This is a genomic window from Halarcobacter anaerophilus (genome assembly GCF_006459125.1).
GTDB lineage: Bacteria > Campylobacterota > Campylobacteria > Campylobacterales > Arcobacteraceae > Halarcobacter > Halarcobacter anaerophilus.
Genome location: NZ_CP041070.1, coordinates 783,363 through 800,559, shown reverse-complemented (window position 1 = coordinate 800,559; position 17,197 = coordinate 783,363). Strand labels below are relative to the sequence as shown.

Annotated in this window: 17 protein-coding genes; 9 read left to right on the top strand and 8 right to left on the bottom strand. The window is 30.2% G+C overall.

The genetic code is table 11. The features are described from left to right. Position 1: 1 nt before the first annotated feature. From AANAER_RS03935 to AANAER_RS14940, 8 genes are all read right to left on the bottom strand, one after another. Entirely contained in the window at positions 2-2,128 is a 2,127-nt protein-coding gene (locus AANAER_RS03935) for a heavy metal translocating P-type ATPase (protein WP_129082579.1), read from the bottom strand. A gap of 8 nt (positions 2,129-2,136) precedes the next feature. After that, positions 2,137-2,472, bottom strand: a complete 336-nt coding sequence (locus tag AANAER_RS03930; RefSeq protein ID WP_129082580.1) for a YtxH domain-containing protein — start codon at positions 2,470-2,472, stop codon at positions 2,137-2,139. Beyond that, on the bottom strand, positions 2,472-2,819 hold the full coding sequence (locus AANAER_RS03925; protein WP_129082581.1) for a magnetosome protein MamC: 348 nt from the start codon (positions 2,817-2,819) through the stop codon (positions 2,472-2,474). Before AANAER_RS03925 ends, AANAER_RS03930 begins: the two co-directional genes overlap by 1 nt. Further along, complete coding sequence (locus AANAER_RS03920; RefSeq protein ID WP_129082582.1) at positions 2,806-3,060, bottom strand: YtxH domain-containing protein; 255 nt, start codon at positions 3,058-3,060, stop codon at positions 2,806-2,808. The genes AANAER_RS03925 and AANAER_RS03920 overlap by 14 nt, the downstream gene beginning before the upstream one ends. Before the next feature lie 93 nt (positions 3,061-3,153). Further along, positions 3,154-3,945, bottom strand: a complete 792-nt coding sequence (locus tag AANAER_RS03915) for a ferritin-like domain-containing protein (protein ID WP_129082583.1) — start codon at positions 3,943-3,945, stop codon at positions 3,154-3,156. Beyond that, complete coding sequence (locus tag AANAER_RS03910; protein WP_129082584.1) at positions 3,945-4,259, bottom strand: HMA2 domain-containing protein; 315 nt, start codon at positions 4,257-4,259, stop codon at positions 3,945-3,947. The genes AANAER_RS03915 and AANAER_RS03910 overlap by 1 nt, the downstream gene beginning before the upstream one ends. Before the next feature lie 65 nt (positions 4,260-4,324). Beyond that, entirely contained in the window at positions 4,325-6,478 is a 2,154-nt protein-coding gene (locus AANAER_RS03905; RefSeq protein WP_129082585.1) for a heavy metal translocating P-type ATPase, read from the bottom strand. A 153-nt stretch (positions 6,479-6,631) separates the two neighbouring features. Then, positions 6,632-6,802 (bottom strand): hypothetical protein, encoded by a 171-nt coding sequence (locus tag AANAER_RS14940; protein ID WP_157840819.1) that lies wholly within the window; start codon positions 6,800-6,802, stop codon positions 6,632-6,634. Between the two features lie 234 nt (positions 6,803-7,036). Here AANAER_RS14940 and AANAER_RS03900 point away from each other — a divergent pair, with 234 nt between their 5' ends. From AANAER_RS03900 to AANAER_RS03860, 9 genes are all read left to right on the top strand, one after another. After that, positions 7,037-8,380 carry an imelysin family protein gene (locus AANAER_RS03900; protein ID WP_129082586.1) on the top strand — a complete coding sequence of 448 codons (1,344 nt, stop codon included), beginning with the start codon at positions 7,037-7,039 and terminating at the stop codon, positions 8,378-8,380. Beyond that, positions 8,349-9,746 (top strand): di-heme oxidoredictase family protein, encoded by a 1,398-nt coding sequence (locus AANAER_RS03895; RefSeq protein ID WP_228711168.1) that lies wholly within the window; start codon positions 8,349-8,351, stop codon positions 9,744-9,746. Before AANAER_RS03900 ends, AANAER_RS03895 begins: the two co-directional genes overlap by 32 nt. A gap of 1 nt (position 9,747) precedes the next feature. Next, positions 9,748-10,734, top strand: coding sequence for an imelysin family protein (locus tag AANAER_RS03890; RefSeq protein ID WP_129082588.1), 987 nt, complete (start codon positions 9,748-9,750; stop codon positions 10,732-10,734). Between the two features lie 12 nt (positions 10,735-10,746). Further along, entirely contained in the window at positions 10,747-11,649 is a 903-nt protein-coding gene (locus tag AANAER_RS03885; protein WP_129082589.1) for a sterol desaturase family protein, read from the top strand. Beyond that, entirely contained in the window at positions 11,649-12,809 is a 1,161-nt protein-coding gene (locus tag AANAER_RS03880) for a cytochrome-c peroxidase (RefSeq protein WP_129082590.1), read from the top strand. Before AANAER_RS03885 ends, AANAER_RS03880 begins: the two co-directional genes overlap by 1 nt. 116 nt (positions 12,810-12,925) lie before the next feature. Then, a complete protein-coding gene (locus tag AANAER_RS03875) occupies positions 12,926-13,729 on the top strand; it encodes a TonB-dependent receptor plug domain-containing protein (RefSeq protein ID WP_129082591.1) in 804 nt (267 codons plus the stop codon). A 102-nt stretch (positions 13,730-13,831) separates the two neighbouring features. Next, the gene (locus AANAER_RS03870) at positions 13,832-14,806 is read left to right on the top strand and encodes a TonB-dependent receptor domain-containing protein (RefSeq protein WP_129082592.1); all 975 of its coding nucleotides are present in this window, start codon (positions 13,832-13,834) and stop codon (positions 14,804-14,806) included. Beyond that, positions 14,806-15,273 (top strand): hypothetical protein, encoded by a 468-nt coding sequence (locus AANAER_RS03865; RefSeq protein ID WP_129082593.1) that lies wholly within the window; start codon positions 14,806-14,808, stop codon positions 15,271-15,273. The genes AANAER_RS03870 and AANAER_RS03865 overlap by 1 nt, the downstream gene beginning before the upstream one ends. Next, positions 15,263-17,155, top strand: a complete 1,893-nt coding sequence (locus AANAER_RS03860; RefSeq protein ID WP_129082594.1) for an EAL domain-containing protein — start codon at positions 15,263-15,265, stop codon at positions 17,153-17,155. The genes AANAER_RS03865 and AANAER_RS03860 overlap by 11 nt, the downstream gene beginning before the upstream one ends. The last annotated feature ends 42 nt before the right edge of the window (positions 17,156-17,197 follow it).

Here is a 17,197-nt window from a genome sequence, read left to right as displayed (position 1 = left end):
TTTATTTAGAATTTTCTATACTATTTTTAATACTAACACCCTTCATTGAATTAAAGAGTAAACCTATAGTCGTTCCGTTATGTAAAACAGCTGTGGTAATAGGGGTAAACAATCCGATGGTAGCACCTGTTAGAATCAAACTGTTAATTCCTACTGTGGCATTAAAATTATATTTTATTAGTTTCATTGTTTTATTTGCCAACTCTTTTACTTCCGCAATAGCTACCAAATCATCTTTTAATAATCCAATATCGGCTGTAGCTTTTGCAATATCGGCACCTTTGCTCATACTTATTCCGACATCTGCACTCATTAAAGCCGGTGCATCATTTATACCGTCACCTACAAAAGCTATTTTAGAACCCTGCTCTTTTAATTTATTTATTATATTTGCTTTATCAGTGGGTCTCATATTTGCATACACCGTATCAACTCCCAGCTCAAAAGCTAAAGCTTCCGCTTTCTCTTTTATATCACCTGTTAGCATTACGATATTTTTTACACCCGATAATTTTAATTTTTGAAGTACATCTTTGGCATTTTCACGAACTTTATCTCTCATACCTATAGTACCCAAAAGTTTTTTGTCATATCCTACATAAAGAATAGTTTTTCCGTCCAATAGGCATTGTTCTATTTTATCTTCATAATTAGAAAAATCAATTTGTTCATCATCTTCTAAAAAGTGTCTGCTTCCTATTACGACCTCCTTATCATTTACAATAGTTTTTACGCCGTGTGCAACAATAAATTCAACCTCTTCGTGATGCATATGAACAAAACCTTTCTCTTTTGCGGCTTTAACAACAGCTTCAGCAACAGGATGAAAATAGTGTTCTTCCGCACTTGCCGTCAAATTTAAGATATCATCTTCTTCCCACTTTTCATCAAAAGAGTTAATAGATTCTACTTCTAAATGACCGTAAGTCAAGGTTCCTGTTTTATCAAAAACAAAAGTATCGGCACTATGTAAAGCTTCAATAGCTTTTGCACCTTTAATCATAATTCCGTCTTTTCCCGCTTTTGAAATTGAAGATTTAAAAGCAACGGGAGTTGCTAGTTTAAGGGCACAAGAGTAATCAGCTTGAAGCACAGCTGCAACACTCTCAAAATCTTTGTTTATAAGATAAGAGACTCCTGCCAAACCTAAAGTTACAGGCACTAATTTATCAGCTAGTTTCGTAGCTTTTAGTCCTATAGAAGATTTTTCGTTTAAAGAACTTACAATATAATTTTTTATTCTTGCAGTTGCAGTATCTTCTCCTACGTATTCAGCCCAGATTTTTAATCTTCCGTCTTCTATAACGGTTCCTGAGATAACCCTGTCACCTCTTTGTTTTGCTACAGGTTCACTCTCGCCTGTCATTGAGACTTGATTAACAGAAGCATTTCCCGTAAGTACATGACCGTCAACGGCTATTGTATCGCCAGCACCTACTATTACTATATCCCCTACTTTAAGTTCACTTGTATTTATAAGTTTTTGGGTTAATTTTCCATTCTCTTCAAACTCAACCCAGGCTTTGGTTACATTTGGTTTTGCCAACTCTTTTATCAAATCATCACTTTTATGAACCGTAGTCTCTTCAATATATTCGCCAAGTTCAAGCATAGCATTGGTACTATTTGCAGCTAAATAATCTTTTCGTGCAATACTAACCGAAACAGCAGTTGCTTCAAGAACTTTAGAAGTTAATCCCTCTTTAAAAAGCTCTTTTGTTCCTTCTACTAAAAGAGGTTTTGCAGCAACAGTTGTTAGAAGAAATTTTGCCAAATCATTTGAGATAAATCGTTCTGCTACTAAAACACTGCTTGCTCTTATTACACCGTTTAAACTAGGTTCACTCTCATCTATACAATCTATACATGAACCTTTGAAGGTATCACATATTTTATATTTGTTTACATCAAGTCCCAAAAGAATATCTCTAATAGTATTTAACGCACTGCCGTCATGTTCAAAAACTATAGAACCTATTTTTTTATTTATCCGTACTTTATTTATTCCGTTAATGGACTCTAAATATTGAATTAAAGAAGAAGTGTTATACTCTTCATTTTTTAAGCTTTCACAATAAAATCTTGCTCTTTTGGAAGTTTTATGTAAAAGTTTTATATTACAACTCATAAATCTGTTTAATCCTCTTTTTGAGCTTCCATTTCAGCTTTTGCGTCTTCAAATCTCTCTTTCATCTCTTCGATTCCTGCACCGAACAAAGCACTTCCTTTTGCAATAGTTTTAAAAATTGTTTTTTGTGCTTTTTCATTTGTAAGAACATAAGCTCCCACAGCTCCTATTACGGCACCTAATAAAAATTTATTTGTATCAAAACTGCCTAAAAGACTTGAATTTGTATTTGCAGCAGTCGTATTATCGCTTATATACGGGTTTTGATTTGCTAAGTTAAGATCTTGTTGTGCCTGATTTTGATTATTTATATATGGATTTGTATCTATTGTATTATTTTGCATTATTTTTCCTCTTCTGCTTCGATTTCTTTTCTTTGAGTTAATTTATCACTTACTTTTTCCACTGCATAAACACCCATAACACCTACTGAAATTGCAGTAAGCATATTAACTATATTTCCCTGCCCTAAATAATTAGCCGCTGCAATTGCACTTCCTGTTGCAATTCCACCTTGAGCAGAGAGTTTAATTGAACTGTTAATAGCTTCACTCTTTTGAATTTCACCGTTTTTATATTTATTATAATTTATAGCCGCAGCAAGTGCCCCTGCTGCTAATGAACCGCTTACTACATGCCCTGTTACATTTCTTGGTGCACCTGTATTAATTGATAAACTACTCGTTGCCATTGGCTGTTTCTCCCTCTTTTTCAATTTTCTTCTCTTCTTTTTTTGATTTTAAAGACTCGACTTTTTCATCAACGCTTGCTTTTACGTCTTTTGCAAACTCTTTTGTTTTTTCATATCCCTCTTGGGCAAGATGTTTGGCTTTTTTTGCACCTTCATTTACGTTTTTTCTGATTTTTTTATTATTATTGTATGCAACAACTGCAACTGCTCCTGCTGCTATACCTGCTATGAACGGTAACATTATTTCTCCTTTTTAGATTTTTTCTTTTTTGAAAATAACAACACTAAAGAACTGCCTATAACAGCTCCTAAGGCAAACGGAATTAACGGCATATTACACCTCCTCGTCTTCTTGGATATCTTCGCTTTTTTCTTTCGTCATTTGAGATAAAACACCTGCACCTACGGCTCCTAACAAAGCTCCGCCTATAAAAGAGAGATTTGTATTACTTAAAAGCTTTAACATATCTTCTTGGGTAACTTGTCCTGAAGCAAATTTTGAAGCCATTTGACCGAATTCATCCATTTTTGAAATTGCTTCATCTATATTATGTTGCGAATATTGTTGATAAATTTCATTTACGTTTACTTGTGTATCACTGCTTGAATGATTAATTACAGCCTGTCTGAAACTTGGAAGATGATTATTATAAGAAGCAGCTTGCATTCTGTAAAGAGTGTCTAAAACATCTGGATAATCTTTAGCATAAGAGATTAGATTATCATACATTTTTATATTATCGATTTCTGCTGCAACTGCTATTTCAGAAGCTTCCAATAAAGAGTTCGGGGCTTCGATTTTACCTTCCCAGTCATTTACGGGCATAGGAACTTGATGTTTTTCCAATATTAAAGCCAACTCTTGATAATGTCTTATTTCTGCTTCTAAAATATTTGAAAAAGGTGATACGTTACCAAATTTTTCCAATATTTTTCTATATGTTTCATAAGCATGATACTCATCATAGATAGCTATTCTTAAGACTTGATCTAAAACCGGTTCATTATAGTTTGGATCTACTCTTAAACCTTTTAGCAGATCTTCATCAAAATTTTTTATTATACTATCTTGCTTTGTTTCCAGTTGTTCCTGCGTTACTGTGTTTTCTTGAATATTTTCTTGCATTATGCCACCTCTTTTTCAAGCTTGTTTAAAATTTCTGCAATCTCTTCTAAATTTTCTTGACCAATCAAATCTTTCCATAATTTATCAGGAAATATTTTATTATCATATTCAATTGTTATTGAACCTACAATTTTATTTATCTTTATTTTTTTTATTCCATCTATTTTATTAGGAATATCTTCAATATCTTCTAAAGTTATATTTTGACTCTGTTCTTTTATTTTGGGATTTACCCTAACTCTTATTCTTCCTTTTATATGGTGAACCAAAGTTAAATAAGAACTAATCTCTATTAATTTTTCTGTTGTAATCAATTTTATATTCCTTTTTATTATTCACAATTATCTACACTTCTATTTTAAACTTAACTTAATATAAATCAAGAATTATTATCATCAATAGCCAATCTTGAAGAGTTTGCCATAATTCCTATTGTATGTCCGATATGGATCAAACCCGCACCTACAGGGGTTAATCTTCCCATGGCAGACAAAGCAACACCCGCTAAATTTGTACTTGTTCCTATATAATAATTTTGATTTACTACATTCAAGCTTTTTTTACTTACATCATATAGATTAACGATATCTTCGGGATGTGAGTGTGTGATTGCTACATCCGATACTGCAATAGCGGCTTCACTTCCACCTGCTGCAAAAGAGATTGCAACATCTGCTTTACTCATAGCATAAGTATCATTTACTCCATCTCCTACCATAACAACGCTTTTGTATTTTTTCTTCAACTCTTCTATTGCATCGGCTTTGCCTTTAGGAGATTGATTTGCAAAAACAGAATCAAAACCGAAATCAAGAGCAAAACCGTTTGCCACTTTAACCTCATCACCTGTTAATAAAGCTATATGTTTAACTCCTCTTTGTCTTAAATCCTCAATCATCTGTTTTGTTCCTTTTCTTACTTCATGAGTAAAGCCAAGAACTCCTAAAATTTCATCGTCCAATGCTATATAAACTGCCGTTTTGCCGCTGTTTAGTAGTTTTGAACTAACATTTTTATAATCTTTTAAAGAAATTTTATATCTGTTTAATAAAGCTTTGTTACCTACTAGAAGTCTTTTATCATCGATTTTTGATTTAACTCCGAAACCTGGAATGACTTCACTTAAAATATTTTGATTTATCTCTATGTTTTTTTCATCTGCATATTTTACGATTGAATTTGCAAGAGGATGAGAATTTCTGTATTCAGCCGATGCAGCATACTCTAATAACAGTTTTTCATCTTTATTGCTTAAAGAGATTATATCCGTGATTACGGGTTTTCCTGTTGTCAAAGTTCCTGTTTTATCAAAACAAAAAACTTCACTTTTACTAACATTTTCTAAGGCATCTCCGCCTTTTATTAAAATTCCTTGTTTTGCAGCATTTGCAATTCCACCGCTTATTGCCGTTGAAGCAGCTAATACCGTTGCACAAGGACAAGACATAATTATCATAACGGAAAAGGCTGCACTAAAAGAGCCTGTTAATAAAAAAGTACCTACTGTTAAAGCTGTTCCAAGTTTAAGAAGTCTGTTTGCCAATCTATCCGCTTCTAATTCACTTGGAGATTTTTGCATTAAAGAGAGTTCTACTTCTCTCATTGTTCTTGAGATATAAGTTTCATTTCCCAAAGCAATAACTTTTATAAAAACTCTTCCTCTCTCACAAACAGTTCCCGCAAAGACCTCATCTGACTCTTTTTTATATTCAGGTTCGCTTCTTCCGTTTATAATTGCTTCATTTATTTCAGCACTTCCTTGGGTAATTATTCCGTCAACGGGAATTTTTTCTCCGCTTCTGCAAACAACTATATCGTTTTGTTTTAGCTCTTCTATATTTACTTCTATCTCAACATCATCAACTAAAACATAAACTTTTTTTACATCTAATTCAACTAAATTTTGAATCTCTTGTCTTGATCTATTTGCAATATACTCTTCAAGCAGCATTCCGCCTCTTAAAATATAGATAATTTCAAAAGCTGCCGTTGCTTCTCCAAAGAAAATTGCAAGAAGAAGTGTTCCGCTCATAAAAGTTTGAAGAGTAAATCTTTTTTGTTTTATATCCTCTAAAGACTCTTTTAAAAGCGGAATTGCTGCTACAAAAGAGATAATTCCCACTAAGCTAAAAGCAGTTGAAGCAATTGTTGCTCCTAAAATATTTTCACTTACAAAAATATAGATTGCATAACCGCTTAAAAGAGCAAATTCAAAAAGTTTTCTTTTCCAGGACTTTTCATCATGCTTTTTCAAACTACAACTGCTGCAACTTGTACCGCATATAGCTTTACTTGCAGGAATAGATGCAGTTATATTAAATAAATTATTTAATCTCTCAATTACACTGTCAAGTGTTATATTAAGGTTATATTTAAAGATAATCGATTTACAGGAAATATTTTTTCTAAAATCTATAAAAATATCTTTAAACTCATTTTCTATAAGTTCCAAATTGGAACTTAATGCAAACAAGTCGGATTTTAATCTGACTCTGTTGTTTGCTACGCTTTTTATAATAATTTCGTCGTTCATTTTCTTTTAACCTCTGCTCTTAGTATACTATTTATAATTCAAATTAAAATCTTCTTTAAAAGATATTTGCAATATCTATTCTTATAAACATAATAAGAGCTATATAAGTACAATTTTAATAATTAATATCATAAAAGTATAATTAAAAAAAACTTACTCTTCTATAAAAACCTCTTTTGCAACTTTTAAAATTCTATTCGTATCTAATTGCTTGTGTCTCATTTTTATGATTTTTATAATTGGGCAAATTGATTTTTTAGGATCTTCTATATTGTTTTGTTCCACCAACCTGTTAATTTCCGCTCTTATTCTGTAATCTGACATAAATTCTCCTTTAAACTATTTTGATAATCATTATTATAATAATATATCTAATAAACTTAAACATTTATAAATCTGTTATTTTTCTCTTGTATTATTTTTCTTTTTATTGATAACCATTATTAGTATTAAGTGTTTGTTAAGCTTGATAATAATAGAATTCCTCCACATTCTTGATATTAATTATTAAAATAGTAATTAAGATATCATTCTCTTAAATAATAAAAAGGAAACTAAATGAAAAAAACGAAATTAATCACAGCTTCTATAAGTTTTGCAGCTGCATTAGCGTTTGCAGGTTGTTCTACAACTTCTGAAAATACAAAAACAGCATCGATAAAAGTTGAGAATAAAACGGAAAATATATTAAACTCTTATGCAAAAATTGCTCAAGATACTTACGGTGATGCACTAAAAGATGCAAAAGCTTTACAAGCAGCAATTAATGCTTTTGTTAAAAATCCCACTGGCACAACACTTGAAAATGCAAAAAAAGCTTGGCTTACTTCAAGAGAATCTTACGGGCAAACTGAAATTTTCAGACTTTCAAACGGTCCTATTGATGCAGAAGAAGGTTGGGTAGCAGATACTTACGGAGCACTTGAAGGACAAATCAATGCTTGGCCTTTAGATGAAAATATGATTGATTATACAACAGATGCAGACGGAAAAACAACTTCAGGAAATATTATCGATACAAAAGGTAGTTTTAATCCAGGCGGTGAAGATTCAAGTGCAGTTGATGTTTCTAAAATCACAATTGATTCACTTACTGCTTTAAATGAAAACGGTGGAGAAGCAAATGTATCTACAGGTTATCATGCAGTTGAATTTTTACTTTGGGGACAAGATCAAGATTATTCAAACTTTATGAAAGATTCAATAACAAACGGACCTTTAACTGCGGGACAAAGACCTTTATCTGATTTTACAACAGATAAAAACGCTCAAAGAAGATTGACATACCTAAAAGCATCAACGGATAAAATTGTTAATGATTTAGAAACAGTATCTAATGCGTGGGAAGATAACGGATTATATAAAAATGCCTTTTTAGGAAAACTAACAGGAAAAGATGCAAATAAAAATATTCCGACAAATACTGCTTTAAAACAAATTATTGCAGGAATGGGTGTATTTATAAAATCAGAACTTGCAAACGAAAGAATTGCCGTTGCTGTATTAACTCCGTCAGAAGAAGATGAACACTCTTGTTTTTCTGATAATACACACAGAGATATTGTTACAAACTATTTAGGATTTAAAAATGTTTTAACTTCATCATATATGGGTAAATCTTACGGTTCTTCTCTTTTAGATGCTGTTTCAGTTGAAGAAAAAGCAAAAATTATTGCTCTTATGAAATCAATTGAAGTAAAAATTGCAAGCATTGATAAAATAGCAAAAACTACTGCTCACTTCGATTATCAAATAAGACCTGATAATCCTCAAGCAAAAGTTATTGTAAAACTTAAAAACGAGTTGAGAAAATTAGGTGACCAAATGGTTGCAGTTGCACAAGCAAACGGAGTTTCGTTAAGTACAGATGATGTTACAGATCCAGAAGAAACTAAGATTTAATTTTTCGATTACAAAACAAGCCTTAAATAAAAGCCTTATAGCAATTTTTGCTATGGGGCTTTTTGCCGTTAATAGTTCAAGCAAAGATTTATCAACTGATAAAAATAACTCTTTACTTCTTAAACCAATATCACAACTTAGTGATGAGCAGTACGACAAATTTATTTTAGGAAAAAGTTTTTTTAGAATTCCTTGGGTTGAAGCTCCAAGTGCTACAACTGCAAGAGACGGTTTAGGTCCTTTGTTTAATGCAAATACCTGTGCAAGTTGCCATCCGGGCAACGGAAGAGGAAATTTGTATAATAAAAACGGTGATTTTTCAAGAAGTCTTATTCCAAAACTATCAATAAAGAGTAATAACTCTAAAGAGCATAAAGCCCTTATAGAAAAAATGGGATTAGTACCCGAACCAAGTTATGGAAACCAAATATCAATAAACGGTGTTCACGGTGTAAACTTTGAAGCAAAAGCCGGTATTACTTATGAGAAAATTCAAATAACATTCCCTGACGGAGAAGTTGATACTCTTTTAAAACCCCATTATGCTTTAAAACAGCTGCAATACGGCGAACTTCATAAAGACTCAATTCTTACTTTTAGACTAGCACCTTCTTTAAACGGTATAGGTTTATTAGAAGATATTTCAAAAGAGGATATTCTTAAAAACGAAGATGAATTTGACAGAAACAGTGACGGAATATCAGGAAAAGCAAATTATGCTTATTCACCTATTACAAAAAGAGTTGAATTAGGAAGATTTAGCTGGAAAGCAAATATAACTTCCGTTAAACACCAAGTGGCAGATGCTGCAAATAACGATATGGGATTAACAACTGTTTATTACCCTTTTGATACTTGTACTTCAAAACAAATCGAGTGTAAAAAAGCACCTAAAGCAAGAGATCCTTTTGATATAACACAAGAAAGATTAGATGCAATAACTTATTATGTAGAAAAAAGAAAAACATATACGGCAGAAAAAACAAAAGAGTATAAAGAGGGTCTAAGAATATTTAAGCAAATCGGTTGTAACAAATGTCATATATCTTCATTTACAACAAAAAGCGGAATAGAAATTGCTCCTTTTACGGATCTGCTGCTTCATGATATGGGAGAAGGCTTAGCCGATAAAAGAAGTGAATTTAGAGCAACAGGCACAGAGTGGAGAACGGCTCCTTTATGGGGATTAGCACTTCATGAAAAAATAAACGGGAAAAAACCCAGACTTTTACATGATGGAAGAGCAAGAACATTCCAAGAAGCTATTCTTTGGCATCAAGGAGAGGCTCAAAACATAAAAGAGTCTTATATGAATCTTGAAAAAAGTAAAAGAGAAAAACTACTTAAATTTTTAGAAGAGGTATAAAATGAAATTAATTAAAAGTTTATTATTAGTTACTTTATTATCACTTTTTGCAGTTGCAGATGATACTAAAGACAACAAAGAGGTTTTAAAAAATCTTTATGAAAAAGTTATATTAAAAGATGTAAATAGAACTTTAAAAGATATTGATACTTTAAAGCAATCCGTAGAAGAGAAAAAAGAGAAGAAAACAAAAGAGGATTTTACTTCATTGGTAAAATCTTGGAAAAGTGTTCAAGCTTTTTATTTGTTGGGAGATTTAAACGATGATTATATCGATCTTCCAAGATATTTCGATATTTTCCACAACAACAGCGAAGATATTGCAAAACAGTTAGACAGAGCGATAAAAAGCGGTGATTCACCCTCTATTGCCCTATTTAAAAACTCTTTTAAATCAATCAATGCTTTAGAATATACTCTTTTTTCAAAAGATATAAAAAATGAAAGAGTTAATTTGATTGTTTTAACAATTCTTGATAGATTAAAAGAGTTAATGTTAGAGATACAAAGTGAATATAAACTCCAAGAGAAAAACTTTTTAAGTGATTTAAAAAAAGCCAACTCTATTACTATCAATGCAATTATCCAAAATACTTATAAATTAAAAGAGTGGAGAATAGGAGACGTAATAGGAGAGACTAAAAAGTATGAAGGGAAACCTTTAAACAGCAGAGCAGAATACTATTTTAGTAAAAACAGCGCAAATGCTATAAAGGCTATTTTAGAGACATTCAAAGAGATTTTCGAAAATAAAGAGTTTAAAGATTACGGAGATTATCTTCTTGAAATCACCGATGGTACACAGGTGAAAGATTTAAGAGAATCTATAAACAACTCTTTAAAACTTGTTAAAAATATAAAAAATGACGATTTTTCAAACGCTAAAGAGTTATATGAAGAGGTCAGCAATATTCATTTGATTCTGTTTTTGGAAATTATTGAAGAGCTCTCTATTAATGCAAAAATTATTGAAGCAGACGGGGATTAAGAGGATTTTAGATTGAATGATTATTTAGTATTTGAGTATTTGATAAATTCAGGAAGAAGAACTTATTGGATTTATCTACTCTCTTCTTTTGCCATAGCAATAGTTTTTATCTATTTTAACAGAAAATATAAAAGAGTAAATTTCAGTTCAAAACTTTGGTTGCATCCAAGTTCAAAACTTGATTATTACTACTTTTTATTATCATACTTTATAAAAATTTCACTGATTTTTCCTATTGTAATCAGTGCAAAAACAGTAGCATTTTCAGTAAATAAATACTTATACTATAACTTTGGTTTTAATCATATTCAATCTATCTCTTATGAAATGATTATTGTTTTATATACAATTACAATCTTTGTCGTAAGTGACTTTACTAGATATTGGCTTCACAGATTTCTACATACAATCCCGTTATTATGGGATTTTCATAAAGTACATCATAGTGCAAAAGTTTTAAATCCTTTAACTTTTTACAGGGTTCATCCCGTTGAAAATATTTTATACGGCTTTAGATACTCTTTAAGTATAGGTTTGGTAACCGGAGTTTTTATATACTTTTTTGGTTCAAAAATCGGACTTTATGAAATCTTGGGAGCAAATATTTTTGTTTTTGTTTTTTCTCTTTTAGGTTCTAACTTAAGACACTCTCATATTCCTTTGGGATACTTTAAATTTTTGGAAAAATGGTTAATATCCCCAAAACAACACCAAATACACCACAGTAAAAAATATTTTAATAAAAATTACGGAAGTTATTTGGCTATTTGGGACAGAGTTTTCGGAAGTTTAAAACTTTCACATGAAGTGAATGTTTTGAAATTCGGTTTAAGAAAAGAACAGATGAAAAACTATGAGTCGCTTATTAAAATTATATTTTATCCATTTATAAATATTTTAAGAAGGAAAAATTAATGAAATATTTGAAATTCGGCACTTTTATTTTAAGTGCATTTCTTTTAAATGCTTGTTCAAATACAACACCCACAAAAGAAGATTTGGCAAAAAAAATAAAAATGAAAGAACAACTAGGACAAGCGCTTTTTTTTGATAAAAATTTATCTAAAAACAGAACTCAGGCTTGTGCAACCTGCCATAATCCCCAAAAAGGTTTTACCGATGACAGAAACAACGGTGTAAACTCTATGGCATCTATGGGCGATAACGGAAAATCAATAGGAGACAGACAAGCTCCTACGGCAACCTACGCAATGTTTAGTCCTAAATTCCATTATGACAAAAAAAAGAAAAAATACATAGGCGGTCAATTTTGGGACGGTAGAGAAGCAACACTGGCAGGACAAGCAGGCGGACCTCCTTTAAATCCTATTGAAATGGGAATGCCCGACAAAAAAAGCGTAGTTGATAGATTAAAAGAGAATGAGTATTATATTAATACTCTAAAAACTATTTACGGAGACAATATTTTCAACTCTGTAGATAAAGCATATTGGGCTATGACTGATTCTATCGAAAAGTTTGAAATGACAAAAGAGTTTGCACCTTTTGATTCAAAATATGACAGATTTTTAGAAGGTAAATATGATTTGACTCCTCTTGAAGATTTAGGAAGATCTTTGTTCTTCTCAAATAACAATAACTCATGCGCAACTTGCCATGTTTTAAAAGGAGAAGATAAAAAAGGAGAAACTTTTACCAATTATGAATATCATAATATAGGTGTACCTGAAAACAAAAATTTAAGAGCTAAAAACGGAGTAAAAATACATGACGACGGATTACTGGCAAATCCTGAGGTTACGGACAAAAGCAAAAGAGGAAAATATAAAGTTCCTACACTAAGAAACGTTGCCGTAACCGCTCCATATATGCATAACGGAGTTTTTAAAGATTTAAGAACAGTTGTTGAGTTTTATGATAAATATAACAATAAAGATAGAAAAATAAATCCGGAAACAAAAAAACCTTGGGAAGAACCGGAAGTAAAAGATACTATATCTTTGGATGAATTAAAAGCAAAAAAACAAAATGATAGAAAAATCGATGCTTTAGTAGCCTTTTTAAAACTATTAACGGATAAAAGATATGAACATCTTTTGGAAGAAAATAAATAAATTTGGAAGATCTCCTTTTTTAGAAGATCTTTCAAAAAATCTTTTTTTAACTTTTTACTAATCTTTAAAAGATAAAAAGTATAATAATAAATGAAAAACCATTCATTAGGAAATTAGTGTCTAGACTACTTTTAATTTTATTACTTTTTAATTTTTGTTCTGCCTCCTCTTTACAAAATCTCTTAGAAGAGTATGAAGATACTTCAAAAAATTCACTTCAAACACTAAATGAAAAAATGGGTCATGCAAGAATCTACTCCCAAAAAGAGTTAAAACTTATGCAGTATGACAAGCTAAGCGAAGTATTAAAAGAGCTTCCTATTACAAGTCTAAATAGAAATGCTTTAGGAGTAAGTACTTTGTCTCTTGTGGGAACAAAAGCCGATGCAAGTGGCTTTTTCAGACTTTTTATTAATGACCATGAAGTAAGTTCCGCACATACCCAATCTCCGTTTTTAAGTTGGTATGATCTTCCTATTTCTCTTATTGATTATATTGAAGTTTATTACGGTGAAGGTTCTTTTACTTTAGGAAATAAAACAGGAATTGAATTTATCAGAGTATATACTAAAAAAGCCTCAAAAGAGAACGGTGCAAATCTAAAAACAACAATAACAAGTAAAAGTACAAATTCTCAAGAGATCTCTTATGCAACTGTTTTAGAAAACGGTTGGTCATATTTTGCCTATTTTGCAAATCAAAATAATTTTTTTAAAAGAGATTATAATAAAAACAACTTAAATGCAAATAGCTCGCAGCAATATGTTTTTCTAGACATTGGTGACGGAAATAACACTATTAACGTAGCATATACAACCCTAAAAAAAGACAACTACCAAGGATTGTCTTTTGACTCTTTATCAGATGACGGAGAAACCTCATCAAACGATTTTTTTATAAATTACAGCACTAAATTTTAAAGGGACAAATCCCTGAAATTTACGCTTTCTGTTGATGTTCAAAATAGAGAGTATAAAGAAGAAAATAAAGAAGGAATATCTATTCCTGCATATTTTAACCCCATGAAAATAGATTGGATAAAAGCATATGAAGAAGATATAAAATTAACCAAAACAACGGCTTCTCTTTCAAAAGAGTTTAAAACACGAAAAAACAATTTTTTTACGGCTTTTAATATAAAAAATATTAAATATGATACTAAAAACAGAAAAATAAATAACACAAAAGTTGGAGAGATTTACGATTTTAATGAAGAGACTTCATACTCTCTTGCAATACAAGATGATTATAAAATTTTAGATAATCTTATCTTAATAGGAAATTTTAAAGTAGATAAATATCATAGAAACGGTTATATGGAAGATAGCACCGAGACTCTTTACAGAATAGGTTCCATATATCTTCCTACAAAAAATTTAGGTTTTAAAACTTTTTATACTATAAGTCATATTCCTCCTTCATTTTATAACACTGATTTTTCATCTTTTTTAGATCACAAAATAGATTCTCAGAAATATAAATATTTCACTTTTGATACGGCTTATACATATAACAAAAGCAGAATAAGTTTAGAATATTTTAACGTACATATTGATGATTATATATATCATGAAAAATCAATAGGTTTTATAAATATTGACCATACTATAAAAACAAACGGTTTTATTTTTGACTATTTATACAATATAAACAAGACAAGCAAAGTAGAACTAAACTATTTTTCCAGCCAATTAACGGAAAATGAAAACAACTATACCCACGGCGGATATTTTAAATATATGCAAAGTTTTGACAAGTTTAGTTATTTTGCTTCAGTTCTTTACAGAAAAGGTTTTACCTATATGGATTTGGATGTAGACGATAGTTTTGATCTAAATTTAGGTGCGACTTATAATTTTACAAAAAATTTAAGTTTTAGTTTAAAAGCAGCAAATTTACTTGATAAATCAACTCAATCAATCATTAACGGTCCTACTCTATCTTTAATTGATGATTATGATAGAGAAGTTTCATTTAGCTTAAATTGGAGATTTTAATGAGAGTTTTATTTATAGTAGCTTTATTGATTCTCTCTTTAGAAGCACGAAACTATACATATTTGATTGATGAATATGATAAAGTAATTGATTTAGAAGCAAAAATCATAAGTAAAATTGCAAAAGATATAGTAAAAGATAAAAAAGTCAAACTCTATATTCCCCACTTAAAAAGATTGGATGAAAAAGTCTATTCAAGCAAAGTAGATTTAGTTCATAATTGTGAAGAAGCCAACTTTATTTTTATAAAATACAAAGTTAATCTAAAAAAATGTGAAGGTGAAAAAAATAAAATTTTCTTTACAAACAATTATAAAAAACTTCTAAAAAACAGAAAATTTTTAGGTGCTTTTTTTTGGAGTAAAAGCCGCCCCAATATTGTCTTAATCAAAAAAAGATTAAATAAAAAAAGAATAAAACTTCCAAAAGAGTATAATCAGTTCATAGAGGATTACGATGAAAAATAAATTCGTAATAAAAAATCCAAAATACTTAATCTTATTCTCTCTTATAATCTTTGTATCAATGTTTGTTGTTCTTTACGGAACAATAAAACTGGAAAAAAAATTAGAACAAAAAATGCTTAGTATCTCTATTAGTGACGTTATTTCCATCTCTTTAAACAGCTCAAAAGCTATCTCCAAATTATTAAAAAACAGCTCAAATTATATAGAAGATATTAAAAAAGATGAAAACTTACATAAAGAAGTTGAAAAAAATCTAAATATCCTTTTAACAAAAAATATCAAATACGCATATCTGCTTTATAGGGACAAAAAAGGAGTTTTTAGATTTTTAGCAGATGCGGCAGAAGAGGACAAGGCTTTTATTAATCAAAAATTTGATATTGACAGTCCCAAGTGGCTTGAAATTTTCAAAACTAAAAATCCCGTTTTAATAAAACAACCTCTTTTACATCAGCTCTCAATTACCTATTTAATCCCTATTTTGAATAAAAATGAAGTCAAACTTATTTTGGCAATTGATTTCTCCGTAAAAAAAATCGAAGATATAAATAAAATTATCAAAATAATGAAATATGCCATTATCACGATTATTTTGATTATTTTGTTTTTTATTATTGCCTTAGTCGTTCAAACAATAAAATATGTAACGGCTAAAAAAAGTGCCTTTATTGATAAACTAACCAATGTATTTAACAGAAACTATCTTCAAGAGCACAAAGATTTTATCAATTTAAATGATTATCTTTTAGTTGCCATAGATATCGATTATTTCAAAAAAATCAATGACACCTACGGACATGATGCAGGAGACAGAATCTTAAAACAAGTTGCAAATATTATGCAGCTTTGCACAAGAGTAAATGACGATACAATAGTAAGATACGGAGGAGAAGAGTTTCTTATTCTTATAAAAACAAAAAGGAAAAATCATTTATCCGCGTTAAACGTACTTGAAAGAGTCTTTAATTCTATTCAAGAAAGTAAATTTAGAATTTCCGAAACAGAGAGTATAAACCTTACGGTATCAATAGGAGTTAATCTTACTCCGGGGAAATCAAGAACTTTTCAAGATGCTTTCAAATTAGCCGATATTGCACTGTATAATGCAAAAAACAAGGGTAGAAATAAAATCGAAATTTACTCAAATGAACAAAATGAAAACTTTTATATGACAATAAACGATATAAAAGATGCCATAGAAGAGAGAAGATTAACTTGTTATTATCAAAAAATCGTAAATAATGAAAATTTAGATACTTCACATTATGAAGCTTTATTAAGAGTAATTAATAAAAAAGGTGAAATTATAACCCCTGATAAAATCTTTCCTGTAATAAAAGGAACTTTTATCTCAAGAAATATTACAAAATACGTATTAGATATTTGTTATAAAAAACTTTTGGAAAATAAAGATATCTCTTTAAATGTTAATCTAAATCCTCAAGATGTGGTAAATGATTCGATTTTGGCAATTCTTAGAAACTATGCAAATGAACCCGATATCCCAAATAGATTAGGGTTGGAAATAGTAGAGAATGAAGATATTATAAATTACGACGGAGCAAAAAAGAATCTTCTTATGCTGAAAAACTTAGGCTACAAACTCTATATAGACGATTTTGGAAGTGGTTATTCAAACTTTATTTATTTAACGGAAATAAAAACAGATTTTATAAAAATTGACGGAAATATAATAAGAAAAATACTAGATGACAAAGTCTCTTATTTGGTTGTAAAAAATATCGTAAACTTTGCAAAAGAGGCAAATATAAAAGTGATTGCCGAGTTTGTAAGCGATGAGAAAATATATGAGAAAGTAAAAGAGTTAAAAATCGAATATTCTCAAGGTTTTTACTTTTCCAAACCTGAAGAAAACTTATAAAAAAAGGGAAGAAATGATTTTTCTTCCCTTTTCTATACACTT